At 36.9% G+C, this 20,535-nt stretch carries 22 protein-coding genes; 9 read left to right on the top strand and 13 right to left on the bottom strand.

Annotated elements, in window-relative coordinates:
• Positions 1-306: DUF4351 domain-containing protein (locus H6F39_RS06770; RefSeq protein ID WP_242028616.1), on the top strand; the 306-nt coding region annotated here is incomplete at its 5' end.
• A 25-nt stretch (positions 307-331) separates the two neighbouring features.
• Positions 332-454: an Rpn family recombination-promoting nuclease/putative transposase gene (locus H6F39_RS06775; RefSeq protein WP_236097207.1), complete on the top strand. Its 123-nt coding sequence runs from the start codon at positions 332-334 to the stop codon at positions 452-454.
• 22 nt (positions 455-476) lie between these two features.
• On the opposite strand, the gene H6F39_RS20605 is transcribed toward H6F39_RS06775, so the two are convergent.
• The 4 genes from H6F39_RS20605 to H6F39_RS06795 form a co-directional block, all read right to left on the bottom strand.
• Entirely contained in the window at positions 477-1,988 is a 1,512-nt protein-coding gene (locus H6F39_RS20605; RefSeq protein WP_242028617.1) for a serine/threonine-protein kinase, read from the bottom strand.
• 96 nt (positions 1,989-2,084) lie between these two features.
• On the bottom strand, positions 2,085-2,831 hold the full coding sequence (locus H6F39_RS06785) for a creatininase family protein (protein ID WP_190396430.1): 747 nt from the start codon (positions 2,829-2,831) through the stop codon (positions 2,085-2,087).
• 150 nt (positions 2,832-2,981) lie between these two features.
• Positions 2,982-3,200, bottom strand: coding sequence for a DUF2839 domain-containing protein (locus tag H6F39_RS06790; RefSeq protein ID WP_137909371.1), 219 nt, complete (start codon positions 3,198-3,200; stop codon positions 2,982-2,984).
• A gap of 81 nt (positions 3,201-3,281) precedes the next feature.
• Complete coding sequence (locus H6F39_RS06795; protein ID WP_137909372.1) at positions 3,282-4,841, bottom strand: helicase C-terminal domain-containing protein; 1,560 nt, start codon at positions 4,839-4,841, stop codon at positions 3,282-3,284.
• 132 nt (positions 4,842-4,973) lie between these two features.
• Here H6F39_RS06795 and H6F39_RS06800 point away from each other — a divergent pair, with 132 nt between their 5' ends.
• Positions 4,974-5,927, top strand: coding sequence for a M48 family metallopeptidase (locus H6F39_RS06800; protein ID WP_137909373.1), 954 nt, complete (start codon positions 4,974-4,976; stop codon positions 5,925-5,927).
• 61 nt (positions 5,928-5,988) lie between these two features.
• Here H6F39_RS06800 and H6F39_RS06805 read toward each other — a convergent pair whose 3' ends face one another.
• Positions 5,989-6,915, bottom strand: a complete 927-nt coding sequence (locus H6F39_RS06805; protein WP_190396431.1) for an AAA family ATPase — start codon at positions 6,913-6,915, stop codon at positions 5,989-5,991.
• Between the two features lie 342 nt (positions 6,916-7,257).
• Between H6F39_RS06805 and H6F39_RS06810 the strand changes: the two genes are divergently transcribed.
• Both H6F39_RS06810 and H6F39_RS06815 read left to right on the top strand, forming a co-directional pair.
• Complete coding sequence (locus tag H6F39_RS06810; RefSeq protein ID WP_190396432.1) at positions 7,258-7,662, top strand: hypothetical protein; 405 nt, start codon at positions 7,258-7,260, stop codon at positions 7,660-7,662.
• A gap of 302 nt (positions 7,663-7,964) precedes the next feature.
• Complete coding sequence (locus H6F39_RS06815; RefSeq protein ID WP_190396433.1) at positions 7,965-9,338, top strand: glycosyltransferase family 39 protein; 1,374 nt, start codon at positions 7,965-7,967, stop codon at positions 9,336-9,338.
• A 41-nt stretch (positions 9,339-9,379) separates the two neighbouring features.
• Here the strand turns inward: H6F39_RS06815 and H6F39_RS06820 are convergent, their stop codons facing one another.
• The 5 genes from H6F39_RS06820 to H6F39_RS06840 all read right to left on the bottom strand — a co-directional run bounded on the left by H6F39_RS06820 (position 9,380) and on the right by H6F39_RS06840 (position 14,092).
• Positions 9,380-10,180, bottom strand: a complete 801-nt coding sequence (locus tag H6F39_RS06820; protein WP_137909377.1) for a PhzF family phenazine biosynthesis protein — start codon at positions 10,178-10,180, stop codon at positions 9,380-9,382.
• Positions 10,181-10,246: 66 nt separating this feature from the next.
• Positions 10,247-11,869, bottom strand: coding sequence for a radical SAM protein (locus H6F39_RS06825; protein ID WP_190396434.1), 1,623 nt, complete (start codon positions 11,867-11,869; stop codon positions 10,247-10,249).
• A gap of 29 nt (positions 11,870-11,898) precedes the next feature.
• Positions 11,899-12,153, bottom strand: a complete 255-nt coding sequence (locus H6F39_RS06830) for a SemiSWEET transporter (RefSeq protein ID WP_137909379.1) — start codon at positions 12,151-12,153, stop codon at positions 11,899-11,901.
• Positions 12,154-12,244: 91 nt separating this feature from the next.
• The gene (gene radC / locus H6F39_RS06835) at positions 12,245-12,976 is read right to left on the bottom strand and encodes a DNA repair protein RadC (protein ID WP_137909380.1); all 732 of its coding nucleotides are present in this window, start codon (positions 12,974-12,976) and stop codon (positions 12,245-12,247) included.
• 177 nt (positions 12,977-13,153) lie between these two features.
• A complete protein-coding gene (locus H6F39_RS06840; RefSeq protein ID WP_190396435.1) occupies positions 13,154-14,092 on the bottom strand; it encodes a phosphoribulokinase in 939 nt (312 codons plus the stop codon).
• Positions 14,093-14,677: 585 nt separating this feature from the next.
• Here H6F39_RS06840 and H6F39_RS06845 point away from each other — a divergent pair.
• Positions 14,678-16,393: a bifunctional serine/threonine-protein kinase/formylglycine-generating enzyme family protein gene (locus H6F39_RS06845; protein ID WP_190396436.1), complete on the top strand. Its 1,716-nt coding sequence runs from the start codon at positions 14,678-14,680 to the stop codon at positions 16,391-16,393.
• A gap of 317 nt (positions 16,394-16,710) precedes the next feature.
• On the opposite strand, the gene H6F39_RS06850 is transcribed toward H6F39_RS06845, so the two are convergent.
• Both H6F39_RS06850 and H6F39_RS06855 read right to left on the bottom strand, forming a co-directional pair.
• Positions 16,711-17,010 carry a HigA family addiction module antitoxin gene (locus H6F39_RS06850; RefSeq protein ID WP_096670912.1) on the bottom strand — a complete coding sequence of 100 codons (300 nt, stop codon included), beginning with the start codon at positions 17,008-17,010 and terminating at the stop codon, positions 16,711-16,713.
• A gap of 16 nt (positions 17,011-17,026) precedes the next feature.
• Complete coding sequence (locus H6F39_RS06855; RefSeq protein WP_137909383.1) at positions 17,027-17,320, bottom strand: type II toxin-antitoxin system RelE/ParE family toxin; 294 nt, start codon at positions 17,318-17,320, stop codon at positions 17,027-17,029.
• Between the two features lie 248 nt (positions 17,321-17,568).
• Here H6F39_RS06855 and H6F39_RS06860 point away from each other — a divergent pair, with 248 nt between their 5' ends.
• The 3 genes from H6F39_RS06860 (at position 17,569) to H6F39_RS06870 (ending at position 18,970) form a co-directional block, all read left to right on the top strand.
• Positions 17,569-18,231, top strand: coding sequence for a class I SAM-dependent methyltransferase (locus tag H6F39_RS06860; RefSeq protein WP_137909384.1), 663 nt, complete (start codon positions 17,569-17,571; stop codon positions 18,229-18,231).
• Between the two features lie 13 nt (positions 18,232-18,244).
• Positions 18,245-18,670: a DUF29 family protein gene (locus H6F39_RS06865; RefSeq protein ID WP_190396437.1), complete on the top strand. Its 426-nt coding sequence runs from the start codon at positions 18,245-18,247 to the stop codon at positions 18,668-18,670.
• 81 nt (positions 18,671-18,751) lie between these two features.
• A complete protein-coding gene (locus H6F39_RS06870) occupies positions 18,752-18,970 on the top strand; it encodes a DUF433 domain-containing protein (RefSeq protein ID WP_028082764.1) in 219 nt (72 codons plus the stop codon).
• Positions 18,971-19,167: 197 nt separating this feature from the next.
• On the opposite strand, the gene H6F39_RS06875 is transcribed toward H6F39_RS06870, so the two are convergent.
• Positions 19,168-20,526: a (Fe-S)-binding protein gene (locus tag H6F39_RS06875; protein WP_190396438.1), complete on the bottom strand. Its 1,359-nt coding sequence runs from the start codon at positions 20,524-20,526 to the stop codon at positions 19,168-19,170.
• Between the last annotated feature and the right edge of the window lie 9 nt (positions 20,527-20,535).

The following is a 20,535-nucleotide window of genomic DNA, read 5'->3' on the forward strand; positions in this document are numbered from 1 at the left end:
TTATTGTCCAAGTTTTCACAATTAAGCCGTCAGGAGATAGAAGCAATGTTTTTAGTGAGTGATATTAAGCAAACAAGGGTCTATCAAGAAGCAAAGCAGGAGGGGAGACAGGAGGGGAGACAGAATGGTGAGATGATTTTATTGATACGTCAGTTATCGAAAAGATTTGGAAAATTAAAAGATATTTACATTGAAAATATCAACAGTTTAAACATAGAACAACTGGAAAATCTGGGAGAAGCATTATTAGATTTTACAGATATTAATGACTTGGAAAGATGGTTAAATTCACAAACAAACCAGTAATTAAGAAACATAAAAATCGGGAATAATGCACACAGACACGATATTTTACCAAATCTTTCTCACTTTTCACACCCTATTATCTGAAATTCTGGGAGAACCTACAGAAAATGCTAAAGATTATCAATTTACCCTAAAATTCTACACCTAAAATTCTACAATTATGGGGCGTGTTATAACTTACAAGTCTCAACGCGAGAGAAGATTAACATATATACCAATATATAGATATACTTCTTATTATACATACGTGGGAAGCTTCCGAATTGCACTTTTTGTGCTTGGTTATCAAAAGTAATATCTTGGTAGTAGAACCATTGTCCTCCTCTTCTCCAACCTACTTTGTCTCCAAAAGCTTCCCAAATTTTCTTGTCGTAGCTTCTAGTTCCACCTAAGCTTTGATAAATCTTTCTCTGAACAGAAAACCCGAATTTTCCATTACTGTATTTTACCCACAACTGGTCAATAATGCGAAGGTCTTCACAGGAAAAATTATCAATACTACTAGTATTTAACCAACCTTCCTGTTCCCGCTTCGCAACTGCTAATATTACTCGCAAAGTTTCCTTGTCTGCTTCCTGCCATTTCCTTGCTGCAAGTAAGTCACGCAGTTTTCTGTAGTCCATTCCAGAGGATGATTTTAATTTTAGCTTTTGATTTATAGGTTTGGAAGTAGAATTTTGACCAGTTAAAATTTGTCTCACCTTAGACAAGAAAGAGGAAATACGTTCTGGTTGAGGTGTGGGGATATTTTGCTGCTGTCTTTGCTGTACCGGAACGGGAGGATAATAAATCGGTGGTGGTGTGGGAATATTTGCTACAGGTTCAACCAAACGTGGTGTGGGAATATTCGCAACAGGTTCAACCAACAAACCTAACAACTCCCGAAACTCCCGTACAGTTTGAGGACGGTTTATAAATTCTAACTCCATTCCTTTAATAATAGCAGCATTTACCTGATCGCTAATCTGTTGATTATATTTTTTCGGTGGTGGTAAAAGTACATCATATTCAGCGCGATAATTAGAGGGAATAGGAACTCTGGTAGTTAATAAGGTGTACAAAGTCGCGGCTAGAGCATAAACATCTGTATAATAACCAAAATGTCCCTGACGTTGATATTGTTCTATAGGTGCGTAACCTTCCGTTTTCACCTCTGTCATGCTTCTAATGTTACCAGGTTTAAATTCCCGCGCTAACCCAAAATCAATTAAAACTGCTTCATTGCTTTTAGGTCGCAACAAAATATTACTCGGTTTGATATCTCTGTGTAAAAGTCCTCGTTCATGAATACATTCTAAAGCTTGTCCCACTTGGTCAATATAGCGCAAAGCTTCCGTTTCTGACAAATAGCCATTTTCATTTAGATAAGCCCGTAAATTACACCCGTCAATATATTCCATGACAATAGCCCAAAGTCCATTTTCGACAAAATTGTCGTAGACTCTGACAACATGGGGATGATAGCATTTTGATAGATCTAATGCTTCTTTGCGAAACTTCTTTTGTCTTTTCGCAAAATCTGGTTTTTCTTGTTGTTCGCGGTTGAGGGTTTTGATCACAACCAACCTATTTTCTTCCGTATCTAGTGCTAAATAGGTTTCACCAAAGCCACCAGTGCCGATGACCTTTTTAATTATATACTGTCCATTCTGTAGTGGTGTGTGAGGTATCCAGGCTTGCATAATATTGAGAATCAGGATGTATATAATGAATTTGTATCATCCTCATCTCATCTTAACTTCTCTTTGTTTTTTAAGCACATCTGCGTGAGAAAAAACCTATTCCTCCTTGACAAACTCCAAATATCCCTGACTCAGTTCCTCCACAGATAAATCATAAAATAGTTTACCATGTTCGGTTGTTGCTAAATCTGGATTTGAACCCATACGACCATCTGGATAACGAGAACGAAAATCAATAGCACTATAAATTTTATGTCCACCAGCAACCTCTGGAGCAAGAAATGCTTTTTTAACTGCTTCTGGATAAACATATTGAGTAACAGCTACTTCACTAGGGGTAGCATGAGAACCTTCTTGATCACCATACAATTCTTTGGCGAGTTTGTAAACCGAACCAGCCATAAACCAATTAGCAATTTGACATTTAACTTTGGCAAAATTAGGAATTTGTAGGTCTTCTAAATGAGCATAAGTTTCCGAAAAAGCAGCTTTGAGAGTCGCAATATTTCCCCCATGTCCATTGATAAAATAAAACTTGGTAAAACCAGCTTTTACTAAACAGGTTAAATAATCTTTAACTACTAAGATTAAAGTGCTAGGACGTAAACTAATTGTTCCCGGAAAAGCTGTATGATGTAAAGCCATTCCCACATTAATTGTTGGTCCAACCATTGCTTGAGTTGCTTCCCCTACACCCTTTGATATAGATTCTGCACAAATTGCATCTGTACCAATTAGTCCTGTTGGTCCGTGTTGTTCTGTTGAACCAATGGGTAAAATAATCCCTGGAGATCGTTGTAAATAAGTTTCAACCTCCGGCCAAGTGCTTAAATGTAAGAGCATTTTTTATGAAAAATTAAGGATTTTACAACTAAATTATCATCGTCCCCAGAATCCCGACTTCTGAAATATATTCATACTATAATTATCTTTACTAATTAATTATAATATAAAACATAATCTAAAAAAGAAGTCGGGGATCTCATTTGTAAATTAACCAACAATTTCCCACCAGCCAAAACCAGGCCCAATAAATCTGATTGTGATCCAGACAACAACCATAGTACCAATACCTATCCATGCACCACGAGTAGTGATAGCTACAAATTGTGAAGCTTGAGTTTTAGTAATGGGAATCCAAGGTAATATTCTAGCAGTATTTTGTCCGTATTCCTCTCCTAGTGAATTTTTACGGCGTTTTGCTTCACCCATAATTTTATTATTGACTTTGTTGACAAGTTCAATTTAGATTTTAATAGAAATCAGTCATGAGTTGATGATTATCGCCATTAATTAAGTAGAATCATCTTCATTATTGCTGGAAAATAAACTAGGATCAAGGTAGTTTAAACGTGCTAGGGGACTCAGAGAAGAGAGAATTTGCGCTCCATAACTGCGGTTAACAACACGAGTATCTAATAAAGCCACAATACCTTGATTTTCGCGTACAGGTGCGATCGCTCTTTGTAATTCGTTCATGGCTTTTGGTAATAAGTATAAACGAAACCAGTCTTGATGCGATCGCTTGTAATGAGCTACCCTACCGGCTACCAAGGGATTTTCTAAAGATGGTAAAGGTAAAGTGGCAATAATTAACAATCTGGGTGCTGGTAAAACACTTTGATTTTCGCGCCAAAATTCCCAACCAGTAATCAAAATCCCATTTTCATCTAAACAAGTCTTTTCCACCTGCACCCGTGAACCAAATTCGGAGGCCAAAATTGCTCCTACCCTAGCCTTTAGTGGCACGTCCCCTACCAATATTACCGTCATTCCTGGGGCTGTGGCACTCAAACATACTAAAGTACGAACTTGATGAATTAAAGCTCCTTGAAATTCTGGTGTATTTGGTAAAGGTAACTTATAAGGAACATAAAGTTGAATTGCTTCTCCTTGACTATCAGCAGCAAATTTTAAACAGGTAACATCTTCTAAACCCAACCGTTGACGGAAAAGGGGTGCTTCCGTTTCTAGTTCTAAAGCGCTACCAATTAATACTACAGGTTGACGCTGCCAAATTGGTGCAATGATTTTACTTAATTCTATAGGAGCATAATGTAAAGAAAATAAGCCTTGACGACGGGCAATAGTCGCCCAAAACAGGGGAAAGTCAGAGGGAGAATTCAGGGAAGAATCTCGTAAATTGGGGATTTTTTGCCAAAAATTCCGCCAAGAGTCGGGAAGATGATTTGGCTCTAAAGACAAGTATAAACGTTGTAAAATTTCTATTTCTGACTGAGAAATTAGATAACAGTGATAGGGATTTTCCGGGCGCTGAAATAATTGATGTGTCAGTTGTATCTTAGCTTCCCGAATTAACTCAACTTGATATGGATAAGCAAGCATCAACTGATCCCAATCCTGGGGTTGAATAGTTTCAGTTAACTGAAAACGCACCCAATCTTCTAAATCGTCAACACCATCAATAATTGTGGGAATATGAGCAGGAAAGGGATTGTCATGAGCCAATTGTCCCTTCAACCAAGCAGCGGGGGAAATCAATAGTAAACCGTGAAAATCGGGACTTGGCCAAATATCCCCGGTTCTAATGGATTTATTCGCTGGTAGCCACTGCTGGAGTCGGGGAATTTCTACCTTTAACAACCGTTGCTGTACGGTTTCCGAGGCGACAATAATTACAGAACCATGCCACATTAAAGCAGAAGCGATAAAACTGGTGCGATATCGACCTTGGTGTCCACAAACCGCCCCAACTTGAATTAAAGCGCTGCGTCCCAAACGCAAAGCGCGTGCTACCAACCTAGCCATGGTTAAATGATGAGGCCAAGAAGGGAAACCCGCCTGCGATCGCAGGAAGTTATGTAATGATAAATGAACTTCTGCTTCAATCACGCGCTTTATATTCCATAACAACTGTTTTTTTGAACTACCTCATGAACATGATCAAGAGTCAAGAGGGAATAGAAATTCCTCACAACTGACAACGAACAACGGACAACCCACAACCAACTTATTATCTAAATTATGCCAACTTATACAGGAATTTCCAGTGCAGCCTTCAGACATCCATTAGATATTCAAGCAGAACAAGCTTTACGCAGTTTACCGGGCTTTGACTTAATCGCTCGTAAATTTGTAGAATTTGTCTATGAACGCCCTCAACTTGTTTATTTAATGGGTAACTCCATACAAGTCGGACCCCGGCAATATTCTACTATTTACCAGATTTTCCGGGAATGTGTCCGGGATTTGGATATTAGCGGTGAACCGACATTATTTATTGCCCAAGATGCTCAAGTCAATAGTTACGCACTAGGACAAGACAACCCATACATAGTCGTTAACACTGGGTTACTAGAGTTACTCAATGAGTCGGAACTGCGGACGGTGTTGGCTCATGAACTAGGCCATATTAAATGCGGTCATACTATTTTAATCCAAATGGCGATGTGGGCGATGAATGCCGCTTCTGTCCTGGGTGAATTAACCTTGGGTTTAGGTAATTTTGTCAGTCAAGCCTTGATTTATGCCTTTTTTGAGTGGCGACGCAAAGCTGAGTTATCGGCTGATAGAGCGGCTTTATTGGTCATGGATGATTTAAATCCAGTCATGTCATCTATGATGAAACTTTCTGGAGGTAGTAACAAATATGCCCATGAATGTAGTTTACAGGAATTTATTCAGCAGTCAGAAAAATATCAAGCACTAGATGATGACGGACTGAATCAAGTATATAAGTTTTTAATCTACAATGGCGCCCAGGGAATGATGTTAAGTCATCCTTTTCCTGTGGAGCGGTTGCACTATTTACGCAGTTGGGCAGTATCAGAAGAATACCAGGAAATCAGAAAAGGTAACTATGAATATTCTGCTGCTGGCTCAGTCAATGTTACACCAAAAACACGTGAGAATGAAGCGGAAAGATTACGCAAGCAAATTGAAGAACTACAACAAGAAATCAACAAAATGAAAAAATAAACCACAAGATCCAAACTCTCATATCCCGGACTTCTTAAAGAAGTCCGGGATGTGAATTAAATTAACTTTCAGTTTCACAATCAGGAACACCTTCTCTAAACACTCGACTAGCGAGAATATCTGCTGCTTCAATGGTAATTAAATCCTGTTTTTCTAACAGTTTACCACTACTTAATAAACGATTGGCTTGACGTAAACGCGCTCTATCTATGGCATTACGGACACTTCTAGCATTAGCAAAATGGGGCATGGTCTTCCGTTTAATTAAATATTCGCGGAAGGCTTTTTCCGCATCAGGACTAAAGCAATAATTTTGCGCTTTGACTATAGATTGGGCAATTATCATTAAATTATCCACACCATAATCATTAAATTCAATATGTAGTCCAATGCGAGAATTCATCCCCGGATTACTATGAAAAAACCTTTCCATGTGGTCCTTATAACCGGCAAGAATGACAACCAAATCATCACGTTGGTTTTCCATTACCTGCATGAGAATTTCTATGGCTTCTAAACCAAAATCTCCGGGATAATCTGGACGGTATAAAGTATAGGCTTCATCAACTAACAAAACGCCACCCATGGCATTATTTAATACTTCTCTAGTTTTTGGTGCAGTTTGCCCCATACCTTGTCCAACTAAATCATCTCGCGTCACTAACATGACATTTTCCTTACGGATATATTCCAGACGGTAGAGAATTTCCGCCATACGCATTGCTACAGTCGTCTTACCCATACCCGGATTACCTAGAAATGTCATGTGTAGACTGGGCGCACCTGCATTTAATCCTAAGCTTTTACGAATCCGGTCAACCAACAACAAGGCCGCCATTTCTCTAATCTTATTTTTGACGGACTTTAACCCGACTAACTCCTGGTCTAACTTATCGAGAATTTCCTGAATATGAGACTCTTGAAAAGCTGCTTCTAAATCTATTCCCTCATTTTGACCTGTTTGTTTTTCTAATAACTGTTCTGTCATGACTATCACCTTTGCTAATGAATTTTATGATAGCCTGGGGTCGGGAAATATAAAAGAACATAATATTTATATGTCTGATATGTTTTTCTTTATTATCAATTTCTGAATTTAGTCATAGAGAAAACATTATCCATTTTACCTCACCCCCAATATAGAAATAGCTTAATTTTCTTGTCTGTCTCTTGAAATTAGGATTTATGCTGTTCTCTACTAGTAAATATGTTCTGTCAAAAATCAATACTTTTGCATCTCTAGCACGTAGTCACCAAAAATAGAAAAATTATCTAATGCTATTCCTGTAGCTAGAATTGGATTTAAGCTGTTATTAACATTAAAATCAACATGATTAGTAAATTGACACAACGGTTATTGACTTTGGCGCTTGTCTTTGTTTTGGCGTTTTTCTTATGGGAAATTCCTTTCGCTTCTGCAAATCACTATTTTACTAACTCTGGGGAAATTAAGGATAATATCGAATTATCTAAAAATGATTTTACTCCCCAAGAAAACCAAGCATTACAAGCTATTCGTCAGCGACGAAATAAAGAAATTGCCAGAATTTTAAATTCATCTCAACGTCAGTTACTTATCCATAAATTACACAATGGTAATAATATTGATCAAGCTTTAGACTCATTAAATCTAAGTTCTGAACAACGAGAATTAGTAAATTCTATAAATGTATTCACTAATTTGAAATTGAAAGGAATTTTTTCCCGTCATGCTTTACTTGACAGTCACAAATAAAGTCAGATCTGGAAAATTGTAAATTATGCCAGTTGTGAGAAATTTCATATTTCTGCGACTGGTAATTAAATAGATATACAGCGGTTTCCAATCTGATGAAGTACAAAGTTGAATCATGAAACTCTTGTGGTGCGGGCATCTTGCCCGCTAGATATGTACCTCATAACAGCGGGAAGTGCTGTAAATCTCTTAAATATCTAATAACAGTTATATATTATCAAGATTTACGCAAAATGGCGTATTGATAAAACTTAGGAGGATTATAATAGCCCTAGCTAGTATTAATAATAGAGATTATCAAAGTGCTAAATTCAATTTCACCATTTTTCACAAGTTTATTTGCTCGGAAAGATTATTTTTTTTGTACCCTCATTACCATATTAGGTGCTGGAATTAGAATCTATAATTATGATCAAATTCCTGTACATAATTGGACTGCTGACGAGTATGCTTTTGCTTGGAGTGGAATGAGTTTGATTAAAGATCATGTACCTACAAGTTGGTCTTGGTTAAAAGCTTATGGATATATTCCCACAGTTGACTGGAAAAATGCAACTTATCAATTAGTAACTCCCTGGTTAGATCATCCTCCGTTATTTAGTTTAATTGTTGGTAGCGCAGCAATTTTAGCAGGAGCAAATACTTTTTATGATTGCACTTTAACATCCATAAGAATACCATCTTTAATATTTGGTATTTTCGCTATTCCTCTATTTTATAGATTAAGTTTAAAACTATGTAACACTAAGATTGCGATCATCTCCACTTTAATTTTTGCAACAAATCCTAATACTGTTTTTCTTTCCAGATTAGCAGTTAGTGAAAATCTAATTCTTTTTTTAAGTTTAGTCACTTTACTTTGTTTTTTAAAATATTGCGACTCTAGTAACTCTACTTATCTTTATATTTCAGCTTTTTTAGCTGGGATAGCATCTTTAGCCAAAATTACGGGCTTTTTTCTTGTACCTGTGCTTTGTTTACTGCTAATTTATCGTCATAAATTGCGAGAAAGTTTAGTAGTTTTTGTAATTGGCTTATTATTATTATCTATCTATTTTATTTATGGTAGTATTTATGATTTTGAACTTTTTATAAAAATACTACAATCCCATACTGAGCGTTTTGATAATTTTCTATTATTTAAAGAAATCATCTTAAAACCTGTATTTTTTGAAGATGGTTGGTTAACCTTTAGTTGGCTAGTTTTGATTGCAGTTTTTAGATCATATCAGGATAATATCAAATATCAAATTATTTATATTCCCATTATCGTCTATTCATTTATTCTCTTATTTACTGGATCACAAAGCCATTTTTATGCTTGGTATCTAATTCCATATTTTCCTTTTCTATTTTTAGCGTTAGGAATATTTTGGGAGGATTTTATCAGCCACCCAGATTTTCTTAATGCTTGTTTAATCAGTATTTTTATAGTCGGGTGGAGTTTCAATTACAGTCTACAATATGGATTAGGTAAGTTTTGGCTAGAATTATCAATGACAAAGTATTTATTTATAGGATGTATTTGTTTATTAATTACACCTTTTTTAATTCATTCTTTAATTCAATCTCAACGAACAAAGTTTTTTGCTAGTGTGGTTGCGCTGTTGACCATGATTATTTTATTTTTGGGAAATATGAATATCATTTACTCTTATGCGGATAAAATCTCATGATCTCAAGCCTTAGTTAAATAATTAATCCTTAATTAGAGAGTTTAATCTAGAGTTAATTCTCCTCGCATAACTGTTACAGCTTGTCCAGAAATAAAAACGCGGTTTTTTCCTGGATAATACACTTTTACCACTCCACCCCGACGAGAAGCTTGATAGGCTAAAAACCGATCTTTTCCCAATTTATCCCGCCAAAATGGTGCTAAACAACAATGTGCTGCACCTGTTACCGGGTCTTCATTAATCCCTAAACCGGGAGCAAAAAAGCGGGAGACAAAATCATATTCTGAGTCGGAATTAGCGATGCTAGTGACGATAATATCAGCTTTAGGTAAAGTTTTCATCTGTTGGAAGTTCGGTTGCATTTCTCTAACTAATTGTTCAGATTCCACTTCAACTAAATAACCGAGAGAATTTTCAAAAACAGATTTATAAGTCACTCCTAAAACTTGACTTAATTCTGGAGGTGCTGGTACAGTTTGAGAGAGATTTACCGGAAAATCCAACTGAATCCAATCATTTTCGAGTTTAGCTATTAATATACCACTTTTTGTATAGAAATGAGCCTCTTGATTTAATAATAAATGTCCTTGAGACCATAATACATGAGCGCTGGCTAAAGTGGCGTGTCCACAGAGAGGAACTTCTACTGTTGGTGTAAACCAGCGCAAATTAAAACCGTCATTTTGTTTGACCACAAAAGCGGTTTCTGATAAATTCATTTCTTCAGCGATATTTTGCATCCATAACTCAGATTTGGGACTATCTAAAACACAGACAGCCGCAGGATTTCCCGTGAATGGACTATTAGTAAAAGCGTCAACTTGAGTAATAATTTGGTTCATTTTCAGTCAGGAGGTAGAAATTTCTAAATCTATCTAAATCTATATTGTATATAGTATCTGTGTACATTATTGATGATTTAATTCTGAGTTTGTGGCCTCTGCTAAATGCTTAATTAATGTAGACTGAGGTAGTGGTCCTTGCAAGTGATTCCAAGGTAAAATTTGCTCAGTTGACCAATTACTATAAACGTAAAAATCTAAGTCGGGAATTTGTCCTTTTAGTTGTTTAAAAGCGCGTTTGTAGCTGCCCAAAGAGTCCCCAAAATCACGGGTTAATTCTAATAATTGGCAAAGTCGGCGATCGCCTCTGGACAACAAAGCTTGTATAATTGACCAATTATAGCTTTCTGGTCGAAATTCTATACCTTGGGGCTTGAGTTTCTTTTGTAATAATTGCAACCGCTTCTCCGATAGTTTATTAACTCCCAACCATTGAAATGGCGTATGAGACTTGGGAACAAATGTACTACATCCTAGTGTTAAACGCAATCCAGGCGCAGCTTTTTTAACATCTTCCATCATTTTTACAGTTGCGTCTACATCTTCTGCTGCTTCCCCTGGAATTCCCACCATTCCATAGAGTTTCAAACTAGATAAACCACCAGCTTTTGCATTAATAGCCGCTTGCATAATTTCCTGATTATACAGTTTTTTATTAACAATTTTACGGACTTTTTCAGAACCACTTTCCACAGCAATTGTCAATGACCTTGTATCTCGCTTCACCAAAGTTTCAGCTAATTTAACTGTAACTGTATTGGTTCTCACAGAAGCGACACTTAACCGCACATCATCATATTTAGGCTGACTAATGTAATCTAATAATTCAGTAAATTCTGGATGTTGGGTGACAGAAGCCCCCAATAAACCCAAGCGGTTAGTAACTTTTAAACCCCGTTCAATTCCCGGAATTAAAGAAGTTTCTAAACTCGCAGTTCTAAAAGGTAAAGTTAAATAACTAGCCAAACAAAAGCGGCACATTTCTGGACAACTTCGCACCACTTCCACCATATAAATATTTTCCCAAGCGGCTTTTTCCGTCACCACAGTAGAAGCAGAAAGAGTATTTCCTCGATAAGTTTGCTTTTGAATAATTGGCGGAATTTCCGAATCAATAGGATTAATTGATTTTATTGCCCCATCTGGTGTAATATATTCTACTACATATAAACTAGGAATATAAATTCCTGGGACTTGAGATAAAGTTTTTAATTGAGTTTTTCTATCAGCATTTCTAACTTTTTTAAAAGTATCTATAAAATCACCAAGCAGATTTTCACCATCTCCCAATAAAATGATATCAAAAAAATCAGCATAGGGTTCTGGGTTAGCCGTCAAAACTGGTCCACCACCAAAAATTAGCGGATGATTTTGATGACGAGAATTAGCCCGAATAGGGATTTCTAAAGATTCCAGAAGATGAAAAATATTCACATAATCTAATTCCCAAGACATAGAAAAACCTAATAATTCTGGATATCTAGGAAGTGGTTCATGGATATCAGTAAATAAACGACTTACCTGTAAATCATCACGGGTAGCCAAAGTCGCCCACACTACCTGATAACCCAGACTAGTTATCCCCACAGTGTACTCATTAGGAAAAGCGAAAATCACGGGAATAGAGTCATTATTGGGAGTTGCGGGGGTAAAAAGAAGACGTTCTGAGTCAAATAAAGATGATGTCACAGTGTTTTAGTAGTAAAGTTATTTAAAAGTTATCTATATTTAATTTTAAGCCATAGAATAATCAAATTAAAAAATAATGTCACCCCGTTGGCCATAATAATTGGTAAAGCCCCGATAATGATGCCATAAATCAACCACAAACACAAACCACTCATAAAAATAATTAACATCACAAAAGAAACATCTTTCGCTGATTTTGTCAGCCAAATTTGGAACATTTGCGGTAAAAAAGCGATCGTAGTTAATACACCTGCGACCAATCCTAAAATAGTGATAAAATCCATCTTTAAAAATTCTCCTTTCTCTCTTCCTCTGGGGTCTGTGTGCCTCTGCGTGAGACAAGTTCATGATTTCATACACCAAGGAATCCTATGATCAATCAACCTGAGAACAATTATCCCACAAAGTAGTAATTTCTCGTAAACTTTGATGATTGCCATTACCTAAAATTAAATGATCTAAAATAGGAATAGCTAGGAGTTCCGCACCAGCCAATAATTGACGAGTCAATTCTATATCTGCTTCACTGGGTTCTAAACTTCCAGAAGGATGATTATGGGCTACTATTACCCGTGTAGCACCTTGACGAATCACTTCTCGAAAAATATCACGGGGACAGGCTAAAGTTTCCGTCGCAGTCCCAATAGTAATTACCTTTGTTCCTAATAACTTATTTTTGACATCTAATAACAGCACTGCAAATCGTTCTTGATTTTGCCACATCAGGTCTTGACTAAGCGCGGCAGCGGCAGACATAGGACTATCAATAACTGTCCCGTCGGAGGGACGGGATAAAAAAGCACGTTTACCCAATTCAATTGCAGCCAAGATAGTCGTCGCTTTAGCAGGTCCCACACCTGGTATTTCCATTAACTCAGCGGGGGTGACATCTCGTAAAGCGGCTAAGGGATCACACTGTCCTTTACCCAAGTGCTGTAATATATATTGCCCTAAACCGACCGCTGATAGTTTACCAGGTCCTTGACCAGTACCCAGTAGAATAGCGATTAATTCCGCTGTGGCTAAAATTTTCGGTCCATGAGTCATTAATCTTTCACGGGGGCGTTCATTTTCAGGCAAGTCGGCTATTCTGAGACAATAAGTCATACCAATTTGAGATTTGATATCTTCCTGGTTTGATACTCCAACCCAGCAACACCAGTTTTCGGAACTAAGTTCAGGGAAAATTTATCCATCTTCATCTGCGTTTATCTGCGTTTATCTGCGTTTAATAAAACTATGAAAATGCACCTTTTAAACTCACCTCAAATTATGCGAAATTCCTTATTGATAAATCTGCGTAGCTTTGAGCATATGGTAAGTAATAATTAATTGAGTCAGAGCAAGGGGGTAACTTTGCAGAGTTTCTCCAGTTGTACCGGCAATTTTACCCAATTCTGGATTAACTTCCCGATCGCAAACATTCTTTAAATAGGGCATATCTGCACACATAATCTGTTCGATTTTATTCACCTGATCCAAAGTTGCATGACCATCAACTTCTAAAACATCCACTGGTTTTCCCATATCTCTATCCAGTCCCAAACGGATAGCTGACTGGGAATCACCACGGCCAGCGTGAATAATTTCCGTAAAATCCGGGTGAGGAATAGAAGGACGTAGCATCAACCGCACATTTAGATGTCCATTAGTTTCATCTATTTCATTATTAGGTGGATAGAAACTAACAACAATATCTGACCATTGACGCTGGGGACGAATATACGCTTCTGAGTCTGGTTCACGTTTATCTAATTCCGCTAATACCTGTTCTGGAGTATATCCCCGCTTTTGAGTATCCCGTTTTACCTTCCAATTAGCGCGGATTGGTTCAGGAGGTGCGAGGTAAACTTTAACATCATAAGCATCACGAGCGATCCGAGTAGAATAACCTAGTAAGCCTTCGATGATGACAAATTTACTGGGTTTGATATATTGCGGTGGTTCAAAAGTCCCTGTTTTGTGGCTATAAACTGGTTTCAGAATGGGTTGTCCTGTTCGTAGCAGCGATAAATGTTGCTGCATAATATCCAAATAGTTACAATCAGGATGTAATGCTGTAATACCAATCTCTGCCCGTTGTATGCGATCGTAACGGTGATAATCATCCGTACAGATCATAGTCACATTTTCTGGACCGAGTACCTGCGCGATACCTCTAGTCAGGGTTGTTTTTCCAGCAGCACTATCACCGACAATACCAAGAATAATGGGACGACTCATAAATACCCCCCTCTGATGCAAGCGAGTTTACAGAATAATCTTTAATTTTAAAGGGCAAATTAACACTTTTTTCAGAAATTTCGATCACCGTAACATCTCTACATATATTCCCTGTGGTGTTGCTGATTAATGCAATGATTTTTTTCACGCACAGACGCAGAGAGTGAATTTAATTTTGTCCGACTACTTAGGTGCGTCAGATGCAGGGAATTTGTTTTTTTACTAAGTTATCGAGGGTGACGCACCCTACGCACTGATTCTCACAATTTAATCTATTAAGACTTGACAAATTTCAAAGGCTAGGCTATATTTATGTTATGGGTGGAAAAGTGTGCGCCCATATATATAGACTTTTCAACCACCAATATAATTATTTTCCTCTTTATCCTGTAAATCCTCAAATCCTGGACAATTTAATCTATTAAGACTTGACAAATCTCAAAGGCTAGGCTATATTTATGTTATGGGTGGAAAAGTGTGCGCCCATATATATAGACTTTTCAACCACCAACATGATTATTTTCCTCTTTATCCTGTAAATCCTCAAATCCTGGATATCCTGATTCAGACAACTTAAATTTTATTATGGCTTATTTTACCCCAGGGCAACTACTCAAAAGAGGACAATACGAAATTATTGACACCCTTGGACAGGGAGGATTTGGTATTACCTATTTAGCGCAAGATCATAAACGCAAAAAACAAGTCGCTATCAAATGCCTCAACGTCTCCTTTTTGAAACAACGCTATCGAGATAAATATGGGAATACAGAAGGTTTTGGAGAATTTTTAGCAGCAGAACAGGACAAGTTTAACACCGAAGCGATGGTCTTAGCTACCTTTGATCATCCTCACATTGTCAAAGTGTATCCTGAACTGTTTCAAGAAAATGGTTTATCTTGTATGGTGATGGAATATGTCAAAGGCAAAAATTTAGAACAATATTTATACGCGAATGGTGTTTTTAGTGAAAGTGCAGGTTTAGGAATTATTAAAGGCATTGGAGAAGCTTTAAGTTATATTCATAGTCGTAATTATCTGCATCGAGATATTAAACCTGCGAATATTTTACTGCGAGAATCTGACAATCAAGCCATATTAATTGATTTTGGTTTAGCTAGAGAAGTCAACTTTGCGGAATTGATGAGTTTAACAAATGCCAAAACTCCGGTTTTTGCACCACCTGAACAATTTGAAAATAGAAGTAATTTCACGCCGGCTTTAGATATCTATGCTTTAGCAGCCACATTATATGTAATTATCGCTGTTCATGAACCTCCTTTTATTCCTCTGCCTAGTCCTTATCTCAATGCTAAGATCATGCTAGATATGAAAATGGCGATTAAACCACCACAAAAATACAATTCTCAAATTAGTCAAAAGGTAAATGATGCTATTCTCAAGGGAATGGAGTTAGATTATCAAAACCGTCCTCAGTCTATTACAGAATGGTTTAAATATTTAGGTATTCAATCACAAAATAATCATCTCAAAACTTTCACTTTTGAAGTTGTCACAACTAACAATAAAGGAAGCATTATCAACAAACGCAACCACTCAGCAAATTACTTTGTGGAAGATTTAGGAAATGGGGTGAAGTTGGAAATGGTGGAAATACCCCCAGGGACATTTTACATGGGTTCACCGGAAAATGAAGAGGGAAGATTTGATCGTGAAAGTCCCCAACATCAAGTTAATGTTCCCAGTTTCTTTATTGGTAAATATCCTTTGACTCAAGCACAATATGAAGCTATCATAGGAAATAACCCTGCTTACTCCAAAGGTGCTAATCGTCCTGTTGAAAAAGTGAGTTGGAATAATGCGGTTGATTTTTGTCAAAAGTTAAGCCAAAAAACAGGTAAAAACTATAAGTTGCCCAGTGAGGCACAATGGGAGTATGCTTGTAGAGCGGGAACAACCACACCTTTTTATTTTGGTGAAAGTATTACCCCAGATTTGGTAAACTATAATGGTGAGTATGCCTACGCTGCTGCACCCGAAGGACAATATCGAGTACAAACCACAGATGTAGGAACTTTTCCCCCTAATGCTTTTGGTTTGTATGATATGCACGGGAATGTGTACGAATGGTGCGAAGATGATTGGCAGGAAAATTATATAAACGCGCCTGTAAATGGTAGTGCTTTGATTAGTCGAAGCGATTATAAAATGCTGCGCGGTGGTTCGTGGGCCTTCAATCCTGATCTTTGCCGTTCTGCTTATCGCTTCAACGACTACCTCGACATCAACAACGGCATTATTGGTTTTCGGGTTGTATGTAGTGGTGCGGCGATGACTTAGTAGCCCTTTATACTCTTGCTCTTTTGCCCTCTGCTCTTTTTTCTTTTCCCTTACCCCGCCGTTAGGCGGAATTCTTTTTAGATAAATACTGAATGTGGAAACCTTATATATATGGGCGCATACTTTTCCACCAATAACCTAAGCATAGTCGAAACTGAGAATTTTGTCAAGGGGTAAAATTGTCTGAATCAGGATATCCGGTTACTGAGCGAAGTCGAAGTACAGGATTGACAGGATGTTGTTTAATGATTGTTTGTGGGAAGTTGGGATTTTTCAGGATGTTGTTGGATAATTGTTTGTGGGGATTTTGGGGATGATTAAGCGACAAAAGGATTAATTGTATTCAGAAATTCTGCTTCTGCTTGTTGAGCATAATATAGATCCCAGCGAACTTGTAAATTCATCCAGAAATCAACAGATATGCCAAAAAACCTGGATAACCGCAGTGCTAAACTGGGTGTGATATGCTGTTTACCTGCGATTAAATCTACAATTTGCTGTTCTGTAACACCTATAGACTCAGCTATTTTTTGGGGTGTTAAACCTTTATGGATCATAAACTCTTCTAATAACATTTCTCCAGGATGGGTAGGAGGACGATGGGTTGGGATTTTCATAAATGTGATTAATACCTCAATGATAATCTACAATTTCCACGGCATCTGCCCCTAATTCTCGCCAAAAAAAGCAAATTCGATATTGATCATTAATGCGAATACTATACTGACCTTCTCTATCACCTTTTAATGCTTCTAGACAATTACCTGGGGGAATTTTTAAATCTTCTAGGCTTGTAACTGAGTCTAATTGATCTAGTTTACGAACTGTACGCTTCCAAAGGGATGAGGGACAGGTTTTTCGAGCAGCTTTAGAATCTTTACCATCGAAAATGTCTTGTGTACCCAAGTTCTTGAAAGCATGAATCATTTATAAACGTTGGTTTTACTGCTTTGAATAATTTGATAAATAAAAACCCTATATATATGGGCGCACACTTTTCCACTCATAACATAAGCATAGTCGAAACTGAGAACTTTGTCAATAAATAATTTTTTAAAGCCTGTTTAAAAAATTCCGCTTTAAAAGAGAATTTAGGGGTTGACATTTGATTTTAAATTTGTTATGATGATTTCGATAAGGAAGAACTATCATAAAATAATTAATAAATATAAATCATGTCAAAACAAACCCTGGGACTAGAACAAAACCTATATAATTATTTACTTTCAGTTTCCCTGCGAGAAGCGGAAATTTTAACCCAACTGCGTCGGGAAACCGCTCAAATGCCAATGTCCCAAATGCAAATATCACCGGAACAGGGACAATTTATGGCCTTGTTAATTAAACTCTTAGGAGCAAAAAAGACACTAGATATAGGTGTATTTACTGGCTATAGTTCCCTAGTCGTGGCTTTGTCCTTACCCGCAGATGGAAAAATCGTCGCTTGTGATGTCAGTGAAGAGTATACAAGTATAGCCCGTCGTTATTGGCAAGCAGCGGGAGTAGCTGATAAAATTGATTTGCATATTGCACCAGCTTTAGAAACATTAGATCATTTATTGACAGTAGGAGAAGCAGGGACATTTGATTTTGCGTTTATTGATGCTGATAAAGGTAACTATGAGAATTATTACGAGCATTGTCTGAAATTAATTCGTAGTGGTGGACTAATTGCCATTGATAATGTACTGTGGTCAGGTAAAGTAGCAGATCCAGAAATACAGGATAATCAAACTCATAAAATCCGGGTTTTTAATCGCAAACTACACCAAGATTCCCGAATTACCATAAGTTTAGTTCCCATAGCAGACGGATTAACCTTAGCGATAAAAAATTAGGAAAATCAAGCCCATGGAAGAACTACTTACCCTCAAAGAACTTCTACACCAAGGTAATATCACAGAAGCCTTGTTAATTGTCGAAGAATTAGAAGAAATGAGCAAATCTGATAAACTGAATAAAATATTTAGCTATGGCATCATTTTACTTTTACACCTAATTAAACAAACTGCTGAAAATCGCACCACTAGGTCTTGGAATCTTTCTATTCGCAACTCTGTCAAGCAAATTCAACGCAGTAATTGTCGTGAAAAAGCAAAAGAAACTTATATGAGTGAAACAGAATTAGCAGCAACTCTAGAAGATGCTTATGATTTAGCATTAGAAAAAGCAGCCATTGAAGCTTTTGAAGGTCAATATGAAGCAGAAGAATTAAACCAATTAGTCGAACGACAAGAGATCATAAACAAGGCCATGAATTTAATTTGGGAACGATAATTGACAGGATAAATAAAATCACCAACTTCTTTTTTATAGCTAAACTAGAAATATAACTTGAAAATATCAAATACAATTACAATGTCTAATCATCCTTCAGTTATAAGTGTCTCCTCTGAAATTATGAGTGGTACTCCTGTTTTTACAGGAACAAGAGTTCCTATACAAACACTCTTAGATTATTTAACAGCAGGAGATTCAATAGATGATTTTTTAGATGGTTTTCCCACTGTCACTAGAGAACAAGTCATTACATTTTTAGAAGAAGCAGGAAAACAAATGATTAACAAGGTAGCTTAGGATGAAACTGCTTCTAGATGAGTGTATTGACCGCAGGTTAACTAAGGAAGAAGATATCACCCTCAATACGCTTCGGATCAGATTAATAATTGACAGTATTCTCAATAACGGAACGCAATCATAAATCCTTTAGAATTACAAAAATTGGGATTTTTGGTTAACCGAATCGTATTAAGGAATATGGGTCTTATAACTTTCTAAATCTCCAATTTCTCACCCCGAATAGCATAATCTAATAATTCCATAGGGTGCATAATAGAAATAGTTTTACCTGGTAAATCTGGTAAATATTTACTAATTTGCAAACTACAACCAGGGTTAGGAGAAGCAATTAAATCAGCACCAGTATTTAATAAATTTTGAGCTTTTTGTTTACCTAATTCTTCCCCAACTTCCGGTTGTAACATATTATAAACACCCGCACTACCACAACACAAAGCTGCGTCTATGGGTTCTTTTAAAGTTACTCCTGGAATTTGTTTTAACAGTTGACGAGGTTGGACGCTAATTTTTTGACCATGTAATAAATGACAAGCATCCTGATAAACTAAAGTCAGATTTTTCTCAGTCAGAGGTGAAAGTTTAGCAGTTAAACCGATATTAGCTAAAAACTCCTGTGAGTCTTTTACCTTCGCGGCAAATATTTTGGCTTTTTCTGCATATTCTGGATCATCTGCTAAAATATGACCATATTCCTTCAAAGTGTGACCACAACCAGCAGCATTGATAATCACAAAATCTACATTAGTATCAGCAAAACTATTAATCATTTGTCTGGCTAAAGTTTTCGCTTGTTCCGTTTGTCCCTGGTGTTCAGGAAGCGCCGCACAACAACCCTGAGACTTAGGAATTACCACCTCACAACCATTAGCAGTTAAAACTCTAACAGTCGCTTCATTGACAGGAGAGAAAAACAGCCTTTGTACACATCCTAAAATAACACCAACGCGATATCTTTTTTCACCCTGAGCGGGGATAATATCTGGTAAACTATTCTGAAAAGATTTAAGAGTAATTTCCGGTAAAATAGATTCCATAGCAGCTAACCGGGGAGATATAGCCTTAATTAAACCAGTTGCTTGTAATAACTTAGAAATCCCCAACTTTTGATAAACTAATAAAGGAAAAAGTAAAATTCTTAAAAGATCAGGATTAGGAAACAGAGAAAAAATCAATTGTCGAATTAACTTATCAGGTAAACTGCGATGATAATTTCTTTCTACTTGATGTCTAGTAGCCGAAATCAACTTATCATACTGCACACCAGAAGGACAAGTAGAGACACAAGCTAGACAACCCAAACAAGAATCAAAATGTTCAACAGTAGCGGTATTTAAAGCAATTTCCCCCTCATTAATAGCATCCATTAAATAGATACGTCCTCTAGGAGAATCCATTTCCTTTCCTAATACCCGATAACTAGGACAAGTAGACAGACAAAAACCACAATGAACACAACTATCAATTAACTTAGGATCTGGTGGATGATTACCATCAAAACCCTGTAAATTCTTAATACTAGCAGTATTATGCACCAAACCTTCCGAAACTTGCATTTATATTTC

This window comes from Dolichospermum sp. FACHB-1250, from assembly GCF_014696335.1.
GTDB classification, from domain to species: Bacteria; Cyanobacteriota; Cyanobacteriia; order Cyanobacteriales; family Nostocaceae; genus Dolichospermum; species Dolichospermum planctonicum.